At 71.6% G+C, this 18,774-nt stretch carries 17 protein-coding genes and 2 tRNA genes; 11 read left to right on the forward strand and 8 right to left on the reverse strand.

Annotation, left to right across the window (positions count from 1 at the left end; translation table 11 throughout):
• Nucleotide 1 precedes the first annotated feature (1 nt).
• From XF36_RS25510 to rpmH, 7 genes are all read right to left on the reverse strand, one after another.
• Nucleotides 2-895, reverse strand: coding sequence for a ParA family protein (locus tag XF36_RS25510; RefSeq protein WP_060713924.1), 894 nt, complete (start codon nucleotides 893-895; stop codon nucleotides 2-4).
• Between the two features lie 70 nt (nucleotides 896-965).
• Nucleotides 966-1,640, reverse strand: coding sequence for a 16S rRNA (guanine(527)-N(7))-methyltransferase RsmG (gene rsmG, locus XF36_RS25515; protein ID WP_060713925.1), 675 nt, complete (start codon nucleotides 1,638-1,640; stop codon nucleotides 966-968).
• A complete protein-coding gene (locus XF36_RS25520; RefSeq protein ID WP_145981670.1) occupies nucleotides 1,637-2,128 on the reverse strand; it encodes a protein jag in 492 nt (163 codons plus the stop codon). The genes rsmG and XF36_RS25520 overlap by 4 nt, the downstream gene beginning before the upstream one ends.
• Nucleotides 2,129-2,296: 168 nt before the next feature.
• A complete protein-coding gene (gene yidC / locus XF36_RS25525) occupies nucleotides 2,297-3,424 on the reverse strand; it encodes a membrane protein insertase YidC (protein ID WP_060713927.1) in 1,128 nt (375 codons plus the stop codon).
• Between the two features lie 40 nt (nucleotides 3,425-3,464).
• Nucleotides 3,465-3,830: a membrane protein insertion efficiency factor YidD gene (gene yidD, locus XF36_RS25530; protein ID WP_020622602.1), complete on the reverse strand. Its 366-nt coding sequence runs from the start codon at nucleotides 3,828-3,830 to the stop codon at nucleotides 3,465-3,467.
• Nucleotides 3,831-3,871: 41 nt separating this feature from the next.
• The gene (gene rnpA / locus XF36_RS25535; protein ID WP_060713928.1) at nucleotides 3,872-4,258 is read right to left on the reverse strand and encodes a ribonuclease P protein component; all 387 of its coding nucleotides are present in this window, start codon (nucleotides 4,256-4,258) and stop codon (nucleotides 3,872-3,874) included.
• Between the two features lie 27 nt (nucleotides 4,259-4,285).
• The gene (rpmH, locus tag XF36_RS30925) at nucleotides 4,286-4,423 is read right to left on the reverse strand and encodes a 50S ribosomal protein L34 (RefSeq protein WP_020622600.1); all 138 of its coding nucleotides are present in this window, start codon (nucleotides 4,421-4,423) and stop codon (nucleotides 4,286-4,288) included.
• A gap of 480 nt (nucleotides 4,424-4,903) precedes the next feature.
• Here rpmH and dnaA point away from each other — a divergent pair, with 480 nt between their 5' ends.
• The 11 genes from dnaA (at nucleotide 4,904) to XF36_RS25585 (ending at nucleotide 18,233) form a co-directional block, all read left to right on the forward strand.
• The gene (gene dnaA / locus XF36_RS25540) at nucleotides 4,904-6,661 is read left to right on the forward strand and encodes a chromosomal replication initiator protein DnaA (protein WP_060713929.1); all 1,758 of its coding nucleotides are present in this window, start codon (nucleotides 4,904-4,906) and stop codon (nucleotides 6,659-6,661) included.
• Between the two features lie 1,040 nt (nucleotides 6,662-7,701).
• Entirely contained in the window at nucleotides 7,702-8,856 is a 1,155-nt protein-coding gene (dnaN, locus tag XF36_RS25545) for a DNA polymerase III subunit beta (RefSeq protein ID WP_060713930.1), read from the forward strand.
• A gap of 155 nt (nucleotides 8,857-9,011) precedes the next feature.
• Entirely contained in the window at nucleotides 9,012-9,944 is a 933-nt protein-coding gene (gene gnd / locus XF36_RS25550; RefSeq protein WP_238589372.1) for a phosphogluconate dehydrogenase (NAD(+)-dependent, decarboxylating), read from the forward strand.
• Between the two features lie 36 nt (nucleotides 9,945-9,980).
• Nucleotides 9,981-11,168 carry a DNA replication/repair protein RecF gene (recF, locus tag XF36_RS25555; protein ID WP_060713932.1) on the forward strand — a complete coding sequence of 396 codons (1,188 nt, stop codon included), beginning with the start codon at nucleotides 9,981-9,983 and terminating at the stop codon, nucleotides 11,166-11,168.
• A gap of 57 nt (nucleotides 11,169-11,225) precedes the next feature.
• Nucleotides 11,226-11,942, forward strand: a complete 717-nt coding sequence (locus tag XF36_RS25560; RefSeq protein ID WP_349675519.1) for a DUF721 domain-containing protein — start codon at nucleotides 11,226-11,228, stop codon at nucleotides 11,940-11,942.
• Between the two features lie 419 nt (nucleotides 11,943-12,361).
• Entirely contained in the window at nucleotides 12,362-14,428 is a 2,067-nt protein-coding gene (gene gyrB, locus XF36_RS25565; protein ID WP_060713933.1) for a DNA topoisomerase (ATP-hydrolyzing) subunit B, read from the forward strand.
• 136 nt (nucleotides 14,429-14,564) lie between these two features.
• Nucleotides 14,565-16,988, forward strand: coding sequence for a DNA gyrase subunit A (gyrA, locus tag XF36_RS25570; protein WP_060714976.1), 2,424 nt, complete (start codon nucleotides 14,565-14,567; stop codon nucleotides 16,986-16,988).
• A gap of 99 nt (nucleotides 16,989-17,087) precedes the next feature.
• Nucleotides 17,088-17,801, forward strand: coding sequence for a DUF3566 domain-containing protein (locus XF36_RS25575; RefSeq protein WP_060713934.1), 714 nt, complete (start codon nucleotides 17,088-17,090; stop codon nucleotides 17,799-17,801).
• Nucleotides 17,802-17,896: 95 nt separating this feature from the next.
• Nucleotides 17,897-17,970: transfer RNA gene (locus tag XF36_RS25580), tRNA-Ile, on the forward strand.
• Nucleotides 17,971-18,010: 40 nt separating this feature from the next.
• On the forward strand, nucleotides 18,011-18,121 hold the full coding sequence (locus XF36_RS34580; RefSeq protein ID WP_020628481.1) for a DLW-39 family protein: 111 nt from the start codon (nucleotides 18,011-18,013) through the stop codon (nucleotides 18,119-18,121).
• A gap of 36 nt (nucleotides 18,122-18,157) precedes the next feature.
• A tRNA-Ala gene (locus XF36_RS25585) sits at nucleotides 18,158-18,233 on the forward strand.
• 16 nt (nucleotides 18,234-18,249) lie between these two features.
• Here XF36_RS25585 and XF36_RS25590 read toward each other — a convergent pair.
• Nucleotides 18,250-18,738, reverse strand: coding sequence for a site-specific integrase (locus XF36_RS25590; RefSeq protein WP_238589016.1), 489 nt, complete (start codon nucleotides 18,736-18,738; stop codon nucleotides 18,250-18,252).
• Nucleotides 18,739-18,774 lie beyond the last annotated feature (36 nt).

Raw genomic sequence — 18,774 nt, forward strand, 5'->3', positions numbered from 1 at the left:
CTCAGCGACCGTCCGGGCGGTAGGCGCCGCTCGCCCCGTGCTCGGCGATCTCACGGGCCGCGTCGATGTAGCTCATCGCGCCGCGCGAGCCGGGGTCGTAGGCCAGCACGGTCTGGCTGTAGCCGGGGGCCTCGGAGACCTTCACGCTGCGCGGGATGACCGTGCGCAGGGCCGTCGGGCCGAAGTGCTGGCGGACCTCGGAGGTCACCTGGTCGGCGAGCTTGGTGCGGCCGTCGTACATGGTCAGAAGGATGGTCGACACGTGCAGCGAGGTGTTCAGGTGCGAGCGGACGAGGTCGATGTTGGACAGCAACTGCCCGAGCCCCTCCAGCGCGTAGTACTCGCACTGGATCGGGATGAGCACCTCGGACGCCGCGACCAGCGCGTTGACCGTCAGCAGCCCCAGCGACGGCGGGCAGTCGATGAGCACGTAGTCGACGTCGAGCCGGGACAGCGTCTCGTCGTTGAGCGCCTGGGCCAGCCGGGACTCCCGGGCGACCATGCTGACGAGTTCGATCTCGGCGCCGGCCAGGTCGATCGTGGCGGGCAGGCAGAGCAGGTTCGGCGACGCGGTGCTGACCGCGACGGCTTCCTCGAGCGGGATCTCGCCGAGCATCACCTCGTACACCGACGGCGTGCCGGTGCGGTGCTCGACGCCGAGCGCGGTGGACGCGTTGCCCTGCGGGTCGAGATCGATCACCAGCACCCGGATGCCGTGCAGGGCCAGCCCCGCGGCCAGGTTGACCGTGCTCGTCGTCTTCCCGACCCCGCCCTTCTGGTTCGCGACGCCCATGATGCGGCGCGCGGCCGGGCGGGGCATGCCGTGCCGGTCGGGGTGCAGGACGCGTGCGGCCCGCTCGGCCTCGTCCGCGATGGGGGTCCATCCGGCACTCATGCGCGACCCTCGCTTCCTGGACGGTTCGTGCCCGGTCGGTGTTTCACGTGAAACGGCGCTACGGCACCCATCATCGCCGTTCCTTCCTCGGGATGCGGCGGGGCGCGCCGGTCCGCGGAATCTCGACCACCGTGGTCAGCGGATCGACCACACCGGCTCCGGTCTCGTGGATCCGGGGCTCGCCCCCTCCGAGCGCACGGACCGCCGCGGCGTCGCGGGCGATCTCGTCCGGAGCGGAGGCTCCCTTCAGCACCAGCATCGCACCCCCCTGCCGCAGCAGGGGCAGGCAGATGCCCGCGAGCCGGGCCAGCGGTCCGACGGCCCGGGCGGTGACGACGTCGGCCCCCTCCCATCGTCGCAGAACGGGCCGCTCCTCGGCACGCCCCCGTTCGACGGCGATGTCCAGGCCGAGATCGGTCAGCACCTCGTCGAGCCACTCCACCCGTCGGGCGAGCGGCTCGATCAGCACGATCCGCAGGTCCGGGCGGGCCAGAGCGAGTGGGATCCCGGGGAGCCCGGCCCCGGAGCCGACGTCGGCGACCCGGGCGTCGGCGGGCACGACCTCACCGAGGACCGCGCAATTCAGCACGTGCCGGTCCCACAACCGGTCCCGCTCGCGCGGGCCGATCAGCCCGCGCTCGATCCCGGAGGTCGCGAGGTGCTCGACGTAGCGGACGGCCAGCCCTGTCCGGTCGCCGAAGACCTTCTCCGCGACCTCCGGGGTCGGGATGGGGGAGGTGGTCACTTCTTGTGGACCACGACCTGGCGACGCGGCTCCTCGCCCTCGCTCTCGGAGACGACACCCGTCACGGTGGCGACGGCGTCGTGCACGACCTTGCGCTCGAACGGCGTCATCGGCCGCAGCCGCGCGGACTCGCCGCTGGCCTTGACCTCCTGGGCGGTCTCCAGACCGAGCGCGGTGAGCTCGTCGCGGCGGTGCCGTCGCCAGCCCGCGATGTCGAGCATCAGCCGGCTGCGGCTGCCCAGCTGCTGCTGGACGGCGAGGCGGGCCAGCTCCTGCAGGCTCTCCAGCACCGAGCCCTTGTCACCGACGAGCTTCTGCAGGTCGGGGTCGTCCTCGGCGCCCTCGATGCTGACGATGGCGCGGCCGCCCTCGACGTCGAGGTCGATGTCGCCGTCGTAGTCCAGGATGTCCAGCAGGCGCTCCAGGTAGTCACCTGCGACGTCGCCCTCCTGGATCAGCAGGCTCTCGCCGGACGGCTTGTCCTGCACGTCCGGACCCTCGGCGGGCTCCTTGGCGGTGGTGGGCACGCGCTACTCCTCTCGTCAACGGTTCGCGGTCCGTCGCGTCCGGGCCCGCGCGGCGGTGGGGTCCGCCGGGGCCGGCGGGGCGCGCCGGAGTCTGTGGGGTCGTGCCTGTGGGGTCGTGCGGTGGGGTCGTCAGCGACGCTTGCCACGCCGGGCCTTGGCCCCCGGGCGCTTCTGCACCGGCTTGGCCCCGGGCTTCTTCTGGCCGTTCCCGTTCCCGTTGCGGGCCGCGCCGTTGCGCTGCCCGTCGGAGGTGGTGCCGGTGTCGGCGGAGGCGCCGTCGGATCCGGTGGCGCGGGCCTGCGACGCCGCCTCGGCGGCCTTCTCCTCGGCGGGTTCGATCGGCTCGTCGGCGATCTCGCGGACCTCCTCCGCGGTGCCGCGACGGGCGTCGCGGATCGGCTTCTGGCCGGGGCGCGGGGCCCGGGCCTTCGCGGACTCGGTGGCCTTCTCGGCCTTGTCCGACTCCTCGGCGTCGATCTTGCGGTAGACGACGTACTGCTGGCCGAGGGTCCACAGGTTGTTGGCGACCCAGTAGAAGAGGACCGCGAGCGGCAGGAACGGCGCACCGACGACGACACCGATCGGGAACACGTAGAGCATCAGCTTCTGCATGATCTCGGCCTGCGGGTTCGCCGCGACGGTGCCGGCGGCGATCTGCGCCTGCTGGCGGGCGACCGAGTGGCGCGCGGTGATGTGGGTGAAGATGCCGGCCGCGATCATCAGCGGGATCATCACGATCCACTGCGAGACGAGGTTGCCGCCGAGCTCGGCGACCGACGCAGTGTTCTGCAGCGGCCACACGGCCGAGCCCAGCTTGGCGCCGAACAGGCTGGAGTCGACGAACGAGGCGTTCTCCGCCGCGTTGAAGACGTAGTTCTCGGTCTTGCCCGGCTTGAACTCGCGGAGTACGTGGAACAGCCCGATGAAGACCGGGATCTGCACCAGGATGGGCAGGCAGCCCATCAGCGGGTTGGCGCCGTTCTGCTGCTGGAGCTTCTGCATCTCCGTGGCGAGCTTCTGGCGGTCGTTCGCGTACTTCTTCCGGATCTTCTGCATCTCCGGGGCCATCTCCTGCATCTTGCGCATGGAGCGGACCTGGACCACGAACGGCTTGTAGAGCAGCACGCGCAGCGTGAAGACGAGGAAGACGACCGACAGCGCCCAGGCGAACCCGTTGTCGTCACCGAGGACGAAGCCGAAGACCTTGTGCCAGACCCACATGATCCAGCTGACGGGGTAGTAGATGAAGTCCAGCACTGCTGCGTTGCTCCTCGTGGTCTCGGGCGGGGCCCGCGGGTCAGCGGTCCGTACCGCGTGAGAGGCCTTCGGTCCGGGGCGGGTCGGTGGACGTCTGCTCCGGCCCTGGATCGGGTTCGGTGCCGCTGCGCGGGACCCCGTCGCTACGCCGCCGGCGCGGCGGAACCGGGTCCCACCCGCCAGGGTGCCACGGGGCACACCTCAGCAACCGCCACACGGTGAGGCCGAGACCGCGCACGAAGCCGTGCTCACGGAACGCCTCGACCGAGTAGGCGCTACAGCTCGGGTGGAACCGGCAGCTCGGCATCAGGTTCGGGGAGATCCACACCTGGTACCAGCGCACCGCGGCCATCGCGGCCCGCGCGCCGACGCCGGGACGGGCGCCGGGCAGCCCTCCGTCGTCCATCGGAGCCTCCTCACCCGTCGGAGCCGCGTCGTGTGCCGGACTCATCGCGCGTCGTCCGTGGCCGGGCGCAGACGGCGCGGTCGCTGCGCCGCCCGCAGTGCGGAGTCGAGGTCAGCCGCCAGCTCGGCAGACGAGGCGTCACCGGCGGGCGGCAACGCACGGACCACGAGCGCGGCACCTGCGGGCAGCGCCTCCAGCCGGTTCGCGACCAGGTGCCGCAGGCGCCGGGCGACCCGGTGCCGGACCACTGCGTTGCCGACGGCCTTGCTCACGACGAAACCCGCCCTCGGCGAGGCGTGCTCGGGCACGCCGCCGGGGCGGGTCAGGTCGAGGTGCACCACCAGCCTCGACCGGCCGGCGCGTCGTCCGCGCCTGATCGTCGAGGCGAACTCGGGCCGGCGGGTGAGCCGGGCGTGTGCCGGCAGCACGGCGCGGGCCGGTGGGGGCGCCGGCCGTCAGGCCGAGAGGTTGCCGCGCCCCTTGCGACGGCGCGCGGCAAGGATCGCGCGGCCGGCGCGGGTGCGCATGCGCAGCCGGAAACCGTGCGTCTTGGCCCGGCGGCGGTTGTTCGGCTGGAAAGTACGCTTGCTCACGGTCGGCTCCTGGTCGGCGGTTCGCAGGCGTCCTGCGACGCCGAGATGTCTACGGTCACTGGCTCGGGTTCGCGGGCCACCGGCCACACGACACACCGCAGGAATGCGGGACGTCGCGTTCGATGGGCGCGACACGCCCATCCGACCAGGTGTCCGGTCGTCAAGAGTACGCAGCGCGTTTCGAGGGGGTCAAACCGCCCCCACCGGGCGCCGCGACGGCTGCTGCTATCGTCGCCGACCCTGCCCGGGACCGGCGCGGGACCAACGACCTCGCGCACCCCGACCGAGACCTCCACGCGGCCGACGACCGACGCCCCGATGCGCGCCGGCCGAGGCCTGCTGCGTACCTTTACGCACAAGTGTGGACAACTCTGGGGATACATCGCCCCAGAGGTCGAGTCCGCGCGTCCGGACGGCTCACCGCCGGTGCTCCGGGGGAGCAGACCGCCGACGGCGGTCGATCGGGAGGGGGAAACGCGGATGACCGACCAGCCGGGCGACCTCGGCGCGGTCTGGAACCGGGTCATCGCCGATCTCTCCGGCGCGTCGGCCGAGTCCGGTACGCCCACCCTCTCCCCGCAGCAGCGCGCGTTCCTGCGCCTGACCCGCCCCCTCGGCCTGCTGGACGGCACGGCGCTGCTCGCCGCGCCGAGCGAGTTCGCGAAGGACGCCATCGAGCGGATCCTGCGCAGACCGATCAGCGACGCCCTCGGCCGCCACCTCGGCGTGGCGGTCAACCTCGCGGTCGTCGTCGACGCCTCCGCCGCGTCCGGCGGCACCGAGGTCCCCGACCCGCCCGGGTTCGGCATGCACCGCGGTGTCACCGCCGGGGACAGCGTCCGTGACACCGGCACCGGCGACCGCGCGGGCGACGCCACGGGCGCGGTGGCCACCGGGGACCACGGCACCGGTGCCGCACCCGAGCACGTCGCGCACGAGCACGTCGACGGCGCGGGCCCGGACACCGGGCCGCAGCCCGCCGTCGACAGCGGGCACGGCAACGGCTTCGCCGGCGGGTCCCGCCGCGACGACGCCGGTCCCTCCGGCACCGACCGCGGCTGGTCGGCCGAGCAGCCGCCGTCGTCGTCCGGGGGCTGGGCGCCGCAGCCCGGCGGTCGCCCCGAGCCGGGCTCACGCGACGGGCAGACCTCGTGGCCCGCCTACACCGCGCCGCAGGCGGGCGACCCGGTCGCGCCGCGGTCGCAGACCCGGCTCAACGAGCGCTACACCTTCGACACCTTCGTCATCGGTGCGTCGAACCGGTTCAGCCACGCCGCCGCGGTCGCAGTGGCCGAGGCACCGGCGCGGGCGTACAACCCGCTGTTCATCTGGGGCGAGTCCGGACTGGGCAAGACCCACCTGCTGCACGCCGTCGGGCACTACGCCCAGCGGCTGTTCCCCGGGATGCGGGTCCGGTACGTCAGTACCGAGGAGTTCACGAACGACTTCATCAACTCCCTGCGCGACGACCGCAAGGTCGCCTTCCAGCGCCGCTACCGCGACGTCGACGTGCTGCTGGTCGACGACATCCAGTTCCTGGAGGGCAAGGAGGGGACGCAGGAGGAGTTCTTCCACACCTTCAACACCCTCCACAACGCGAACAAGCAGATCGTCGTCTCCTCCGACCGGCCGCCCAAGCGCCTCGAGACCCTCGAGGACCGGATGCGGACCCGGTTCGAGTGGGGACTGATCACCGACATCCAGCCGCCCGAGCTGGAGACGCGGATCGCGATCCTGCGGAAGAAGGCCGCCCAGGACCGGCTCGCCGTCCCCGGTGAGGTCCTGGAGTTCATCGCGGAGCGGATCGAGCGCAACATCCGCGAGCTCGAGGGCGCGCTGATCCGGGTCACGGCGTTCGCGTCGCTGAACCGGCAGGCCGTCGACACCCAGCTCGCCGAGATCGTGCTGCGCGACCTCATCCCGGACTCCGCGGCCTCGGAGATCACCGCCCCGACGATCATGGCGGTCACCGCCGAGTTCTTCGGCCTCACGCTGGACGAGCTGTCCGGGCCGGGCAAGACGAAGGCGCTCGCCCAGGCCCGTCAGATCGCCATGTACCTGTGCCGCGAGCTGACCGACCTGTCGCTGCCGCGCATCGGGCAGACCTTCGGCGGACGGGACCACACCACCGTCATGCACGCCGACAAGAAGATCCGCAACGAGATCTCGCTCCGGCGGAAGACCTTCGAGCAGGTGCAGGAGCTGACCGCGCGGATCAAGCTGCGCGCTCGGCACTGACCTCCGCCGGGGCCCGCCGAGGCGGGTTGTCCACCGGTCGCACCGCTTCTCCACAGCCCGACCGGCTCCGCCGTGACCTGGCAGGACGCGTTCGCGGCGGTCACCGCGCGCACCGGGACCGATCCCGTGCAACCCACAGGGGCCACAGCCCCCCAGATCGCCGCTGCGGCGCGTTCGGCGCCCTCCCGGGGCGATCGGCACCCCCGCCGTCGCGGACGTCCGGGGCACCCGACCCGGTCGACGCGATACCGATCGGGTCCGGCGTGGCGCCAACCGCGTGTCGGTCCCGCTCCTCCCGTTCGTCGTCCGGTAGAGGGCACTCGGCGCTTCGCCACTCGCCCCGGTGATCGCTTGCGCTCACCCGCCGGTCACGCTGCGTCGACAACCCTGTGACGGGTGAGACGTCTGTGGGTTCTTCGCGCAACGCGGGAGTGCCGAACTGTCTGTGCCCCCGGTCACCCAGGGTCCACGATCCACCACGTTTTCACCCACATCTGGGGACAACTCTGTGGATGGATCGTCTCCGGCCCGTGGACGGATGGCCCGGGATCCGTGGACAACTCTGTGGTGAACCCGGGATGAACCGGGGACGGATGGGCGTCGACGCGGTCGGTCCACCGCTCCACGGACCTGTCAACGGGTGCCCCCACCCCCGCGTCCCCAGCCGACGCGGCCTGCTGACCAGCACGGATGCGCTCCATCCACACTGTGCACAGGACTTAGTACTACTGCGGTTGTTCTCTCTCTATCTCTTCTTCCCAAGAACACCTGTGTGGACCGACCCCCGGACGGGGGTCACGGACGGGGACACCGACGGGCACCGGGGTGGCGTGGAAACTGTCGGGGCGAGGCTCTACCGTGAGCGTCCCGGCGAACCCCGGCTTCCGATCCCGTCCCGGCCACTCCGCTCCGCAGCCCCTCAGGGCCACGGGGCCGGCCGGACCCGGAGGCCGAACCGGTCCGCCGCAGCACCGCCGTCCCGTCGACGACCCGGCCCCGCGCCGTGGTCGGAGTCGGGCGCTACCGGGGAAGGTCTCCAGATGAAGTTCCGGGTCGAACGCGACGTCCTCGCGGATGCGGCTGCCTGGGTGGCGCGCAGCCTCCCGGCTCGTCCGCCGGTGCCCGTGCTCGGCGGGGTCCTCATCCAGTCCGACGGCGAGTCCGGCGAGAAGCTGACGGTCTCCGGCTTCGACTACGAGACCTCGGCCCGCGTCGAGCTCGACGCGACGGTCGGGGAGCCGGGCCGCACGCTCGTCTCCGGGCGGCTGCTGGCCGACATCACCCGCGCGCTGCCGTCCAAGCCGGTCGACCTGACCGTCGATGGCTCCCGCGCCACGATCAACTGCGGCAACTCCCGGTTCAGCCTCCCGACGATGCCGGTCGAGGACTACCCGCAGCTGCCCGACATGCCGCAGCGCGCCGGGTCGGTCGCCGCCGACGCGCTGGCCGCCGCCGTCGCCCAGGTCGCCGTCGCATCCGGCCGGGACGACACGCTGCCGATGCTGACCGGCATCCGGCTCGAGATCGAGGGCTCGCAGCTGACGCTCGCGGCCACCGACCGGTTCCGGCTCGCCGTCCGCGAGCTCGAGTGGTCCCCGGCGGACGCCTCGATCTCGACCGCGGTGCTGATCCCGGCCAAGACCCTCGCCGAGGTCGCCAAGACCCTCGCCGGGTCCGGCACAGTGGAGATCGCGCTGTCGGCCGGGGACGGGATGCTCGGCCTCACCGGTGGCGGCCGTCGCTCCACCAGCCGGCTGCTCGACGCCGAGTTCCCCCGCTTCCGCCAGCTGATCCCGGCCGAGCACACCACCGCGGTCGAGCTCGACGTCGCGCTGCTGGTCGAGGGGATCAAGCGTGTCTCGCTCGTCGCGGACCGGGTCGCCCAGATCCGGATGGAGTTCGGCGAAGACGGCCTGCGGCTGGCCGCCGGCGGCGACGACGTCGGGTCCGCCGAGGAGGAGCTTCCCTGCGCGCTCGACGGCAGCCCGCTGACGATCGCGTTCAACCCGGGCTACCTGCTCGACGCGCTCGGCGCGCTGCACACCGACCGCGCGCAGCTGACGTTCACCACACCGAACCGGCCCGCACTGGTCCGCCCGGTGCCCAAGCCCGCCACCGACGACGCGGGCGAGGCCCCGTCGCCGGAGAAGTCGGGCTACCTGCACCTGCTGATGCCGGTGCGGCTGCCGGGCTGACCCCGACCGGTCGGTCCGCCGGGGCCGACCCCCGCCGGGCGGACGTCCCGGCGAGGGGGAAGACTCCTCCCCGGTGTGATCGACGAGGGCCACCGGTGCCCTGTGGGCATGCCGGCGGCACGGACGTGAAGGGGGCCTCTGCCGTGCAGATCGGCATGATCGGACTCGGCCGCATGGGCGGCAACATGCGGGAGCGGCTGCGGGCCGCCGGGCACGAGGTGGTCGGCTACGACCCCCGCCCGGAGGTCAGCGACGTGGCCTCGCTCGCCGAACTCGCGGGTGCGCTGGCCGCACCGCGCGTCGTGTGGGTCATGGTTCCCTCCGGCGAGCCGACCCGGAACACCGTCGCCACGCTGGCGACCACGCTGGAGGCCGGTGACCTGGTCATCGACGGCGGCAACTCCCGCTACACCGACGACCAGCCCAACGCCGCCCTGCTCGACGCGCACGGCATCGGCTACATCGACTGCGGCGTCTCCGGCGGGATCTGGGGCAAGGACAACGGCTACGGCCTGATGGCCGGTGGCGAGCCGGAGCACATCGCGCGTGCCATGCCGATCTTCGACGCGCTGCGTCCGGAGGGTGTGCGCGAGGAGGGCTTCGCGCACGCCGGTCCGGTCGGCGCGGGCCACTTCGCGAAGATGGTCCACAACGGGATCGAGTACGGCCTCATGCAGGCCTACGCCGAGGGCTTCGAGCTCATGGAGGCCAGCGAGCTGATCACCGACGTACCCGGGGTGATCCAGGCCTGGTCGCGCGGCACGGTCGTCCGCTCCTGGCTGCTCGACCTGCTGGTCGACGCGCTCAAGGACGACCCGCGCCTCGAGCAGCTCGAGGGGTACGTGGACGACTCCGGGGAGGGTCGTTGGATGATCGAGGAGGCCATCGCGCACGCGGTGCCGCTGCCGGTCATCTCCGCGGCCCTGTTCGCCCGGTTCTCCTCCCGGCAGGCCGAGTCGCCGGCGATGAAGGCCGTCGCCGCGCTGCGCCAGCAGTTCGGCGGGCACGCGGTGAAGAAGTCCGGGCCCGCCGGGTCCCCGGGTGACAAGGCGGGACCGTCGTCCGGCGGCGGTTCGACGCAGCAGTGAACCGGCGCCGAGCCGGACGGGAAGGGTGACCAGGCGGTGTACCTCAGGCGGTTCTCGGTCACCGACTTCCGGTCCTGGCCGGAGGCCGAGCTGGAGCTCGACCCCGGTGTGACCGTGCTGGTCGGGGCCAACGGCGTCGGCAAGACCAACCTGGTCGAGGGGATCGGCTACCTCGCCACCCTCGGCTCGCACCGGGTGTCCTCCGACGCGCCGCTGATCCGGCGCGGGGCCGAGCAGGCCGTCGTCCGCGGCGAGGTGCACCACCACGGCCGGAAGCTCGGCGTCGAGCTGGAGATCAACAACGGGAAGCAGAACCGGGCACGGGTCAACCGCTCACCGGTCTCGCGGCCGCGCGAGGTCCTGGGGATCCTGCGCAGCGTGCTGTTCGCGCCGGAGGACCTGGCGCTCGTGCGGGGCGACCCGTCGGAGCGCAGGCGCTTCCTCGACGAGCTGCTCGTCGCGCGGTTCCCGCGCTACGCCGGCGTCCGCGCCGACTACGACAAGGTCCTGCGCCAGCGCTCGGCCCTGCTGAAGTCCGCCAAGCCCGCACTGCGCGGGGCCCGCGGCCGGTCCCGGTCGCCGGTCGCCGCGGATCCGGACCTGCCCGACGACCTGGCGACGCTGGAGGTCTGGGACGGGCACCTCGCCCGCACCGGCGCGGCACTGCTGGCCGGGCGGCGCGAGCTCGTCGTCGCGCTGGCGCCCTACGCCCGGGAGGCGTTCGCGGCGATCGCGCCGTCGTCGGACCCGATCGGCCTGGACTACCGGTCCAGCCTCGGGACGGCGGGGGTGGCGGAGCTGCCGTCCTCGACCGGGGAACTGGAGACGCTGCTGCTCGACCGGCTGGCGCAGGTGCGGTCCCAGGAGATCGAACGCGGGGTCTGCCTGGTCGGCCCGCACCGCGACGAGCTGGACCTCGCCCTGGGCGAGGGACCGGCGAAGGGTTACGCCAGCCACGGCGAGTCCTGGGCGTTCGCGCTGGCGCTGCGGCTGGCGTCCTACCGTCTGCTGCACGCCGACGACGTCGAGCCGGTCCTCGTGCTGGACGACGTCTTCGCCGAGCTGGACTCGGCCCGGCGCCGCGCGCTGGCCGATCTCGTGGCCGACGCGGAGCAGGTACTGGTGACCGCCGCGGTGGCCGAGGACGTGCCCGCGGAGCTCGACGGGGCCCGGTTCGCCGTCGGCGACCGGAGGGTGAGCCGCGACGGCGAGGTGCCCGCATGATCGCCCCGACAGGTCTCGAACGCGTCACGGCATTCTGGGGACAAGGCTGTGGATACTGTGGATAACTCAGGCGAATCGGGGGACGGACGCCGTTCCGGAACCGGAAACCGGAGGACAGGGCGTCGGGGAACGGGCACCGACGGCACCGCCCCTGGGGACGGACGCGACACCGGACCGGGTCACGACGCGGTCACGGGCGCGGACGTCCCGGGCGCGGGTGTCCCGGGAGAGCAGGGGGACCTGCTCGCCGGTGACCGCGCGAACCTGCGCGGTGCCGACCTCGCCCGCGAGGCGTTGCGCGCGGCCCGTGAGGCGTCGGCCCGCAAGGCCGAGGAGCGGGCCCAGGCCGACCGGCCCAAGCTGCGCGTGGTCTCCGGGCGGGGGCGTCGCCGTCGCTGGTCGGGGGCGGGGCCCGACGACCGGGACCCGCAGCCGTTCGGACGCCTGGTGTCGCGGGTGTCGGTGGACCGCGGCTGGTCGAACCGGCTGACCGACGCGACCGTGCTCGGCCGGTGGCCGCAGCTGGTCGGACCGGACGTCGCCGACCACTGCACACCGGTCTCGCTGCGCGACGGCGAGCTGACCCTGCAGGCCGAGTCGACGGCGTGGGCCACCCAGCTGCGGACACTGCAGCGTCAGCTGCTGACCCGGCTCGCGGCCGCGGTCGGGCCGGACGTCGTGCGACGGATCCGGGTGGTCGGGCCGAGCGGCCCGAGCTGGCGGCACGGTCCGCGGCACGTCCGCGGTCGCGGCCCTCGCGACACCTACGGCTGAGCCTCGCTCCACCCGCACACGGACCGCCGACCGGGTGGTGCGAGCCCGGTCGCTCACGTTGCGGACGCGTCACGACGCCAGGGGCGCGTACGGGGGCCCGGATCGGGTGGGAGCTGCACCGGAGTGCACGGGCCGCTCTCGTCGGCGGTGAGCGCGAGATGACACGGCCGCCGGTCCGCTCGGTCCCACAGGGGCACGTTCGACCCCGTACCGGACGCCGTTCGCCCGTCTGTGGCGCTTCTGGGCGGGTCCTATCCGCCTTCCCGGGCGTTCCGCCGGGTAGGATCGACAGGTGTTCCCCGGGTGGCTCCCCAATGACATGACCAGAGCGCCCGGTCGGTGGAACCGCTCCGTCGTCGTCGCACCGGTGGTGCGCGCGTCGCGCGGGTGGTTCACGTGGCGAGGAGAAGCAGCTACCCGTGGCTTCCGACAAGGCAGCGAACAACGCCTACGGCGCGTCGTCCATCACGGTCCTCAAGGGCCTGGAGGCGGTCCGCAAGCGGCCCGGCATGTACATCGGCTCGACCGGTGAGCGGGGCCTGCACCACCTGATCTGGGAGGTGGTGGACAACTCGGTCGACGAGGCGATGGCCGGTCACGCCACGAAGGTCGTCGTGACCCTGCAGGCCGACGGCGGCATCCGCGTCGAGGACGACGGTCGTGGCATCCCCGTCGAGATGCACCCGGTGGAGAAGAAGCCGACCCTCGAGGTCGTCCTCACCAGCCTGCACGCGGGCGGCAAGTTCGACGACAAGTCCTACGCCGTGTCCGGTGGTCTGCACGGCGTCGGCGTCTCGGTCGTGAACGCGCTGTCCACCGCGCTCGACGTCGAGGTCCGCCGGGACGGCAAGATCTGGCGCCAGCACTACGAGTACGCCGTGCCCGGCGAGCTCGTCGAGGCCGGCACCACGAAGAAGTCCGACACCGGCACCACGATCACCTACTGGGCCGACCCGAAGATCTTCGAGACGACCACCTACACGCTGGAGACGATCCGTCGCCGGCTGCAGGAGCAGACGTTCCTGAACAAGGGCCTCACCATGGTCCTACGCGACGAGCGCAGGCCGGAGAAGCCGGCGGGCGTGCCGTCGTCGGACGCGGTCGACGAGGACGGGAACCCGGTCGAGGCACCGGTCCCGGAGATCGACACCGACTCCGAGCCCGACGCCGAGGGCTACGTCGCCAAGCCCAAGGAGTACGTCTTCCACTACCCGAACGGGCTGGAGGACTTCGTCGCGCACCTGAACAAGTCCAAGGACCCGATCCACCGCAAGATCGTCAGCTACACCGGCGAGGGCCCTGGCCACCAGGTCGAGGTCGCGATGCAGTGGAACTCGGGATACTCCGAGTCGGTCTACACCTTCGCGAACACGATCAACACGCACGAGGGCGGCACCCACGAGGAGGGCTTCCGCCACGCGCTGACCGCCACGGTCAACAAGTACGCGCGCGACAAGAAGCTCATCAAGGAGAAGGACCCGGCGCTGTCCGGCGACGACATCCGCGAGGGCCTCGCCGCGATCGTCTCGGTCAAGGTCTCCGAGCCGCAGTTCGAGGGCCAGACCAAGACCAAGCTCGGCAACACCGAGGTCAAGTCGTTCGTCCAGCGCGTGTCGAACGAGTGGCTCGCCGACTGGTTCGAGCGCAACCCCACCGAGGCCAAGACGATCGTCACCAAGGCGGTCTCCTCGGCCCAGGCCCGCCTGGCCGCGCGTCGTGCCCGCGAGCTCGTGCGCCGCAAGAGCGCCGGCGACATCGGCGGCCTGCCCGGCAAGCTGTCGGACTGCCGCTCCCGCGACCCGGAGAGCTGCGAGCTCTACATCGTGGAGGGTGACTCCGCCGGCGGCTCGGCGAAGGCCGGCCGCGACTCGATGCACCAGGCGATCCTGCCGATCCGCGGCAAGATCATCAACGTCGAGAAGGCCCGGATCGACCGCGTCCTCAAGAACACCGAGGTCCAGTCGATCATCACCGCGATGGGCACCGGCATCCACGACGACTTCGACCTGTCGAAGCTGCGCTACCACAAGCTCGTGCTGATGGCCGACGCCGACGTCGACGGCCAGCACATCCGCACGCTGCTGCTCACGCTGCTGTTCCGCTTCATGCGCCCGCTGATCGAGAACGGGCACGTGTTCCTGGCGCAGCCGCCGCTGTACAAGCTCAAGTGGGCCGGTCGCGGGGCCGAGCCGGAGTACGCCTACACCGACCGCGAGCGCGACGGCCTGATCGAGGCCGGCCGTGCCGCGGGCAAGAAGCTCCCCAAGGACCAGGGCGTGCAGCGCTACAAGGGTCTCGGCGAGATGGACGCCAAGGAGCTGTGGGAGACCACCATGGACCCGACGAACCGGCTGCTGCTCCAGGTGAGCCTTGACGACGCCGCCACCGCCGACGAGCTGTTCTCGGTGCTGATGGGTGAGGACGTCGAGTCCCGCCGCTCCTTCATCACCCGCAACGCCAAGGACGTGCGCTTCCTGGACGTCTGATCCACACATCTGATCCAGACGAACGTATGAACACGCACGAGGAGACTTCGTGACGGACACGATCGACCCCGCCGCACCCACGGGCGGCGGCGGAGAGGGTGGGGGCCGGGTCGAACCGGTCGACATCCAGCAGGAGATGCAGCGCTCGTACATCGACTACGCGATGAGCGTGATCGTCGGGCGGGCGCTGCCGCTGGTGGAGGACGGGCTCAAGCCGGTCCACCGCCGCGTCCTCTACTCGATGGGGGAGAACGGCTTCCGGCCCGACCGTGCCCCGGTCAAGTGCGCCCGCGTCGTCGGCGACGTGATGGGCAACTACCACCCGCACGGCGACTCGGCGATCTACGACGCCCTCGTGCGGCTGGCCCAGCCCTGGTCGATGCGCTACCCGCTGATCCAGGGGCAGGGCAACTTCGGCTCGCGCGGCAACGACCCGGCCGCGGCCATGCGGTACACCGAGTGCCGGCTCTCGCCGCTGGCGATGGCGATGCTCCAGGACATCGACGAGGAGACCGTCGACTTCCTGGACAACTACGACGGCAAGACCCAGGAGCCGGTCGTCCTGCCGTCGCGGGTGCCGAACCTGCTCATCAACGGCAGCTCCGGCATCGCGGTCGGCATGGCGACCAACATCCCGCCGCACAACCTGCGCGAGGTCGGCGCCGGCGTCGCCTGGTGCCTGGAGAACCCGGACGCCACCGACGACGAGCTCCTCGAAGCGGCGATGGAGCGGATCAAGGGGCCGGACTTCCCGACCTACGGCCTCATCGTCGGTCGCGACGGCATCGAGTCGGCCTACCGGACCGGGCGCGGCTCGGTGCGGATGCGCGCCGTCGTCGAGGTCGAGGAGGACACCAAGGGCCGCACCACCCTGGTGGTCACCGAGCTGCCCTACCTCGTGAACCCGGACAACCTCATCGAGTCGATCGCGGCCATGGTGCGCGACGGCAAGATCGCCGGGATCTCCGAGATCGTCGACGAGTCCTCCGACCGCATCGGCATGCGGATCGTCGTCACGCTCAAGCGCGACGCCGTCGCCAAGGTCGTGCTGAACAACCTGTACAAGCACACCCAGCTGCAGCACAGCTTCGGTGTGAACATGCTGTCGATCGTCGACGGCGTGCCGCGCACCCTGCGCCTCGACCAGATGATCCGGCACTACGTCCGGCACCAGATCGAGGTCATCGTCCGGCGGACCCGCTACCGGCTGCGCAAGGCCGAGGAGCGGGCCCACATCCTGCGTGGTCTGGTCAAGGCGCTCGACGCGCTCGACGAGGTCATCGCGCTGATCCGGGCGTCGGCCACGGTCGACGTCGCCAAGGCCGGCCTGATCGACCTGCTCGACGTCGACGACATCCAGGCCCAGGCGATCCTGGACATGCAGCTGCGACGGCTCGCCGCGCTGGAGCGCCAGAAGATCGTCGACGAGCTGGCCGAGATCGAGCGCGAGATCGCCGACTACCAGGACATCCTGGCCCGGCCCGAGCGGCAGCGGCAGATCGTGCGCGACGAGCTAGCCGAGCTCGTCGAGGCCCACGGCGACGACCGCCGCACCCGGATCGTCGGCTTCGACGGCGACGTCACCGACGAGGACCTGATCGCGGTCGAGGACGTCGTCGTCACGATCACCCGCACCGGCTACGCCAAGCGCACGAAGACCGACCTGTACCGCGCCCAGAAGCGCGGCGGGAAGGGCGTGCAGGGGGCGCAGCTGAAGCAGGACGACATCGTCAACCACTTCTTCGTCTGCTCCACGCACGACTGGATGCTGTTCTTCACCAACCGCGGGCGGGTCTACCGGCTCAAGGCCTACGAGCTGCCCGAGGCGAACCGCACCGCGCGCGGCCAGCACCTGGCGAACCTCCTGGCCCTGCAGCCGGAGGAGGAGATCGCCCAGGTCATGCAGATCAAGGACTACTCGGCGCGGCCGTACCTGGTGCTGGCCACCCGCAACGGCCTGGTGAAGAAGTCGCGCCTGACCGACTTCGACTCCAACCGGGCCGGCGGCCTCATCGGCATCAACCTGCGCGACGACGACGAGCTGGTCGGCGCCGTCCTCTGTTCGGGTGATGACGATCTGCTCCTCGTGTCCGCCGAGGGCCAGTCCATCCGGTTCACCGCCTCCGACGACGCGCTGCGCCCGATGGGCCGCGCGACCTCCGGCGTGCTGGGGATGCGGTTCAACGAGGGCGACAAGCTGCTGGCCCTCGGCGTGATCCGCCCCGACACCTACCTGCTCGTCGCCACCACCGGTGGCTACGCGAAGCGCACCCCGATCGAGGACTACCCCGTTCAGGGCCGTGGAGGGAAGGGAGTGTTGACCCTCCAGTACGACCGTCGGCGTGGCACGCTGGTCGGTGCGCTCATCGTCGGCATCGACGACGAGCTGTACGCGATCACCTCCACCGGCGGGGTCATCCGGACCTCCGCCCGCGAGGTGCGGAAGGCCGGCCGGCAGACGAAGGGAGTCCGCCTGATGAACCTGGGCGAGACCTCCACGCTGCTGGCCGTCGCCCGCAACGCGGAGGAGACCGAGGAGGACCCGGGCCAGCAGGCGTAGTGCCACGTCGGGTGGCCGGCCCGTGAGGGCCGGCCACCCGGCACACGCCGTGGGGCCGGGGTAGTACCGAGCGACGACCAGCGAGGAGAGCTCCCACTCGTGAGCACCGACGACCGCACCCCGTCGCAGGACGAGGCCCGCACCGTCGCCACCGACGCCGACCACGACCCGTCGACGGCGGCGGCCGACCACGTCCCCGGCCCGCGCGACGACGTCGGGGCCGAGCCGGCCGCGGCCTCGCCGCCCCCGTGGCGCCGGGTACCCGACACCCATGACGACCGCGACGGCGGCACCGTCGCGGACTCGCTGCTCAGCGAGGCCCCGACCGCCTTCATGACCGCACCCGGACCGAGTGCGGCCACCGGCGCGACGACCGCGGTCCGCGATCCGGAGCTGCGCGAGAACGGCACGGGCCCGGCGGACCCGCCGCGGGCGTCGGTCCGCAACCGGCCCCCGCGTCAGGCGTTGCTGCAGCTCAAGCGGCTCGACCCGTGGTCGGTGCTCAAGATGGCCCTGGCGCTGGCCGTCGTGCTGTGGCTGGTCTGGATGGTCGCCGCGGGCGTCCTGTACGGCGTGCTCGGCGGGATGGGCGTCTGGGATCGGCTCAACGGCACCTACGCCGACCTCGTCACCTCGCAGCAGGAGACCGGGGGCTCGCTGATCAGTGTCGGCCGGGTCTTCGGACTCGCGGCCGTCGTCGGTGCGGTGAACAGCCTGCTGTTCGCGGTGGCCATCACCGTGGTCGCGTTCGTCTACAACGTGGCCGCCGACCTGGTCGGCGGCATCGAGGTCACGCTCTCCGAACGGGACTGACCGGAGCGTCGTCGCGCACTCCGCGCGGGGCCGAGCGGCGGGGGACCCCCTCGTAACCCGCTCGACCCCGTGCGGTAGTGTTTCTCCTGTTGCACGGGCCTATAGCTCAGTTGGTTAGAGCGCATCGCTGATAACGATGAGGTCGCTGGTTCAAATCCAGCTAGGCCCACCCCTTCCCCCTCCGACATTCACTCGCGAGGAGACCTGCGATGAAGAAGCTGTTCGTCCTGGCCGTCGCCGCCGGTGCCGCGTACTTCGGCTGGTCCCGCCTCCGCGGTGTCGGGTCCGACGACCTGTGGCACGAGGCCACCACCCGCTGACTCCTCCTCCCGAGGTACCGTGGTCGGGACCCACCAGGGGACATAGCTCAATTGGCAGAGCACCGCCTTTGCAAGGCGGGGGTTAGGGGTTCGATTCCCCTTGTCTCCACCATCAGAAACACATCTCCTCAGCTCTTCTCGTTCCCCTCGTGGGGCACATCCGGGGCACATGCCGCCGAGTCCATCCGGTCGGCGAGGTCGTCGAGCCGGTCCGGGAACATGTGCCCGTAGAGGTCGAGCGTCATCGTCGCCGTCTTGTGCCCCAGCATCATCTGGACGACCTTGCCGTCCGCTCCCGACGTGATCGCCAGCGACGCCGCGGTGTGCCGCAGCTCGTGTGGGTGGAAGCCGTCCTGCCCGACGCGGTCGACGGCAGGGTCGAAGAAGGCCCGCCTGAAGTTGCGCACTCGCAGGACACTCCCGTGCGGGGACTCGAACAGCAGCGCATCGGGCGCCCGGTCCTTCACGAGCTGAGCCAGCTCGGCGGCGAGAAAGCGCGGCACCGGAACGGTCCGCCGGGCGTGCGTCTTCGGAGATCCCCAGACGAGCCGGCCGTTGACCTCGGTCACCGAGGCCACGACGTTGATCCGTCGCCGGATGAGATCGACCTCCCGCACCCGGATCGCCGCAGCCTGAACCGTCCCGGCTTCTCT

Origin of the sequence: Pseudonocardia sp. HH130629-09 (assembly GCF_001294645.1) — a bacterium.
Classification (GTDB): domain Bacteria; phylum Actinomycetota; class Actinomycetes; order Mycobacteriales; family Pseudonocardiaceae; genus Pseudonocardia.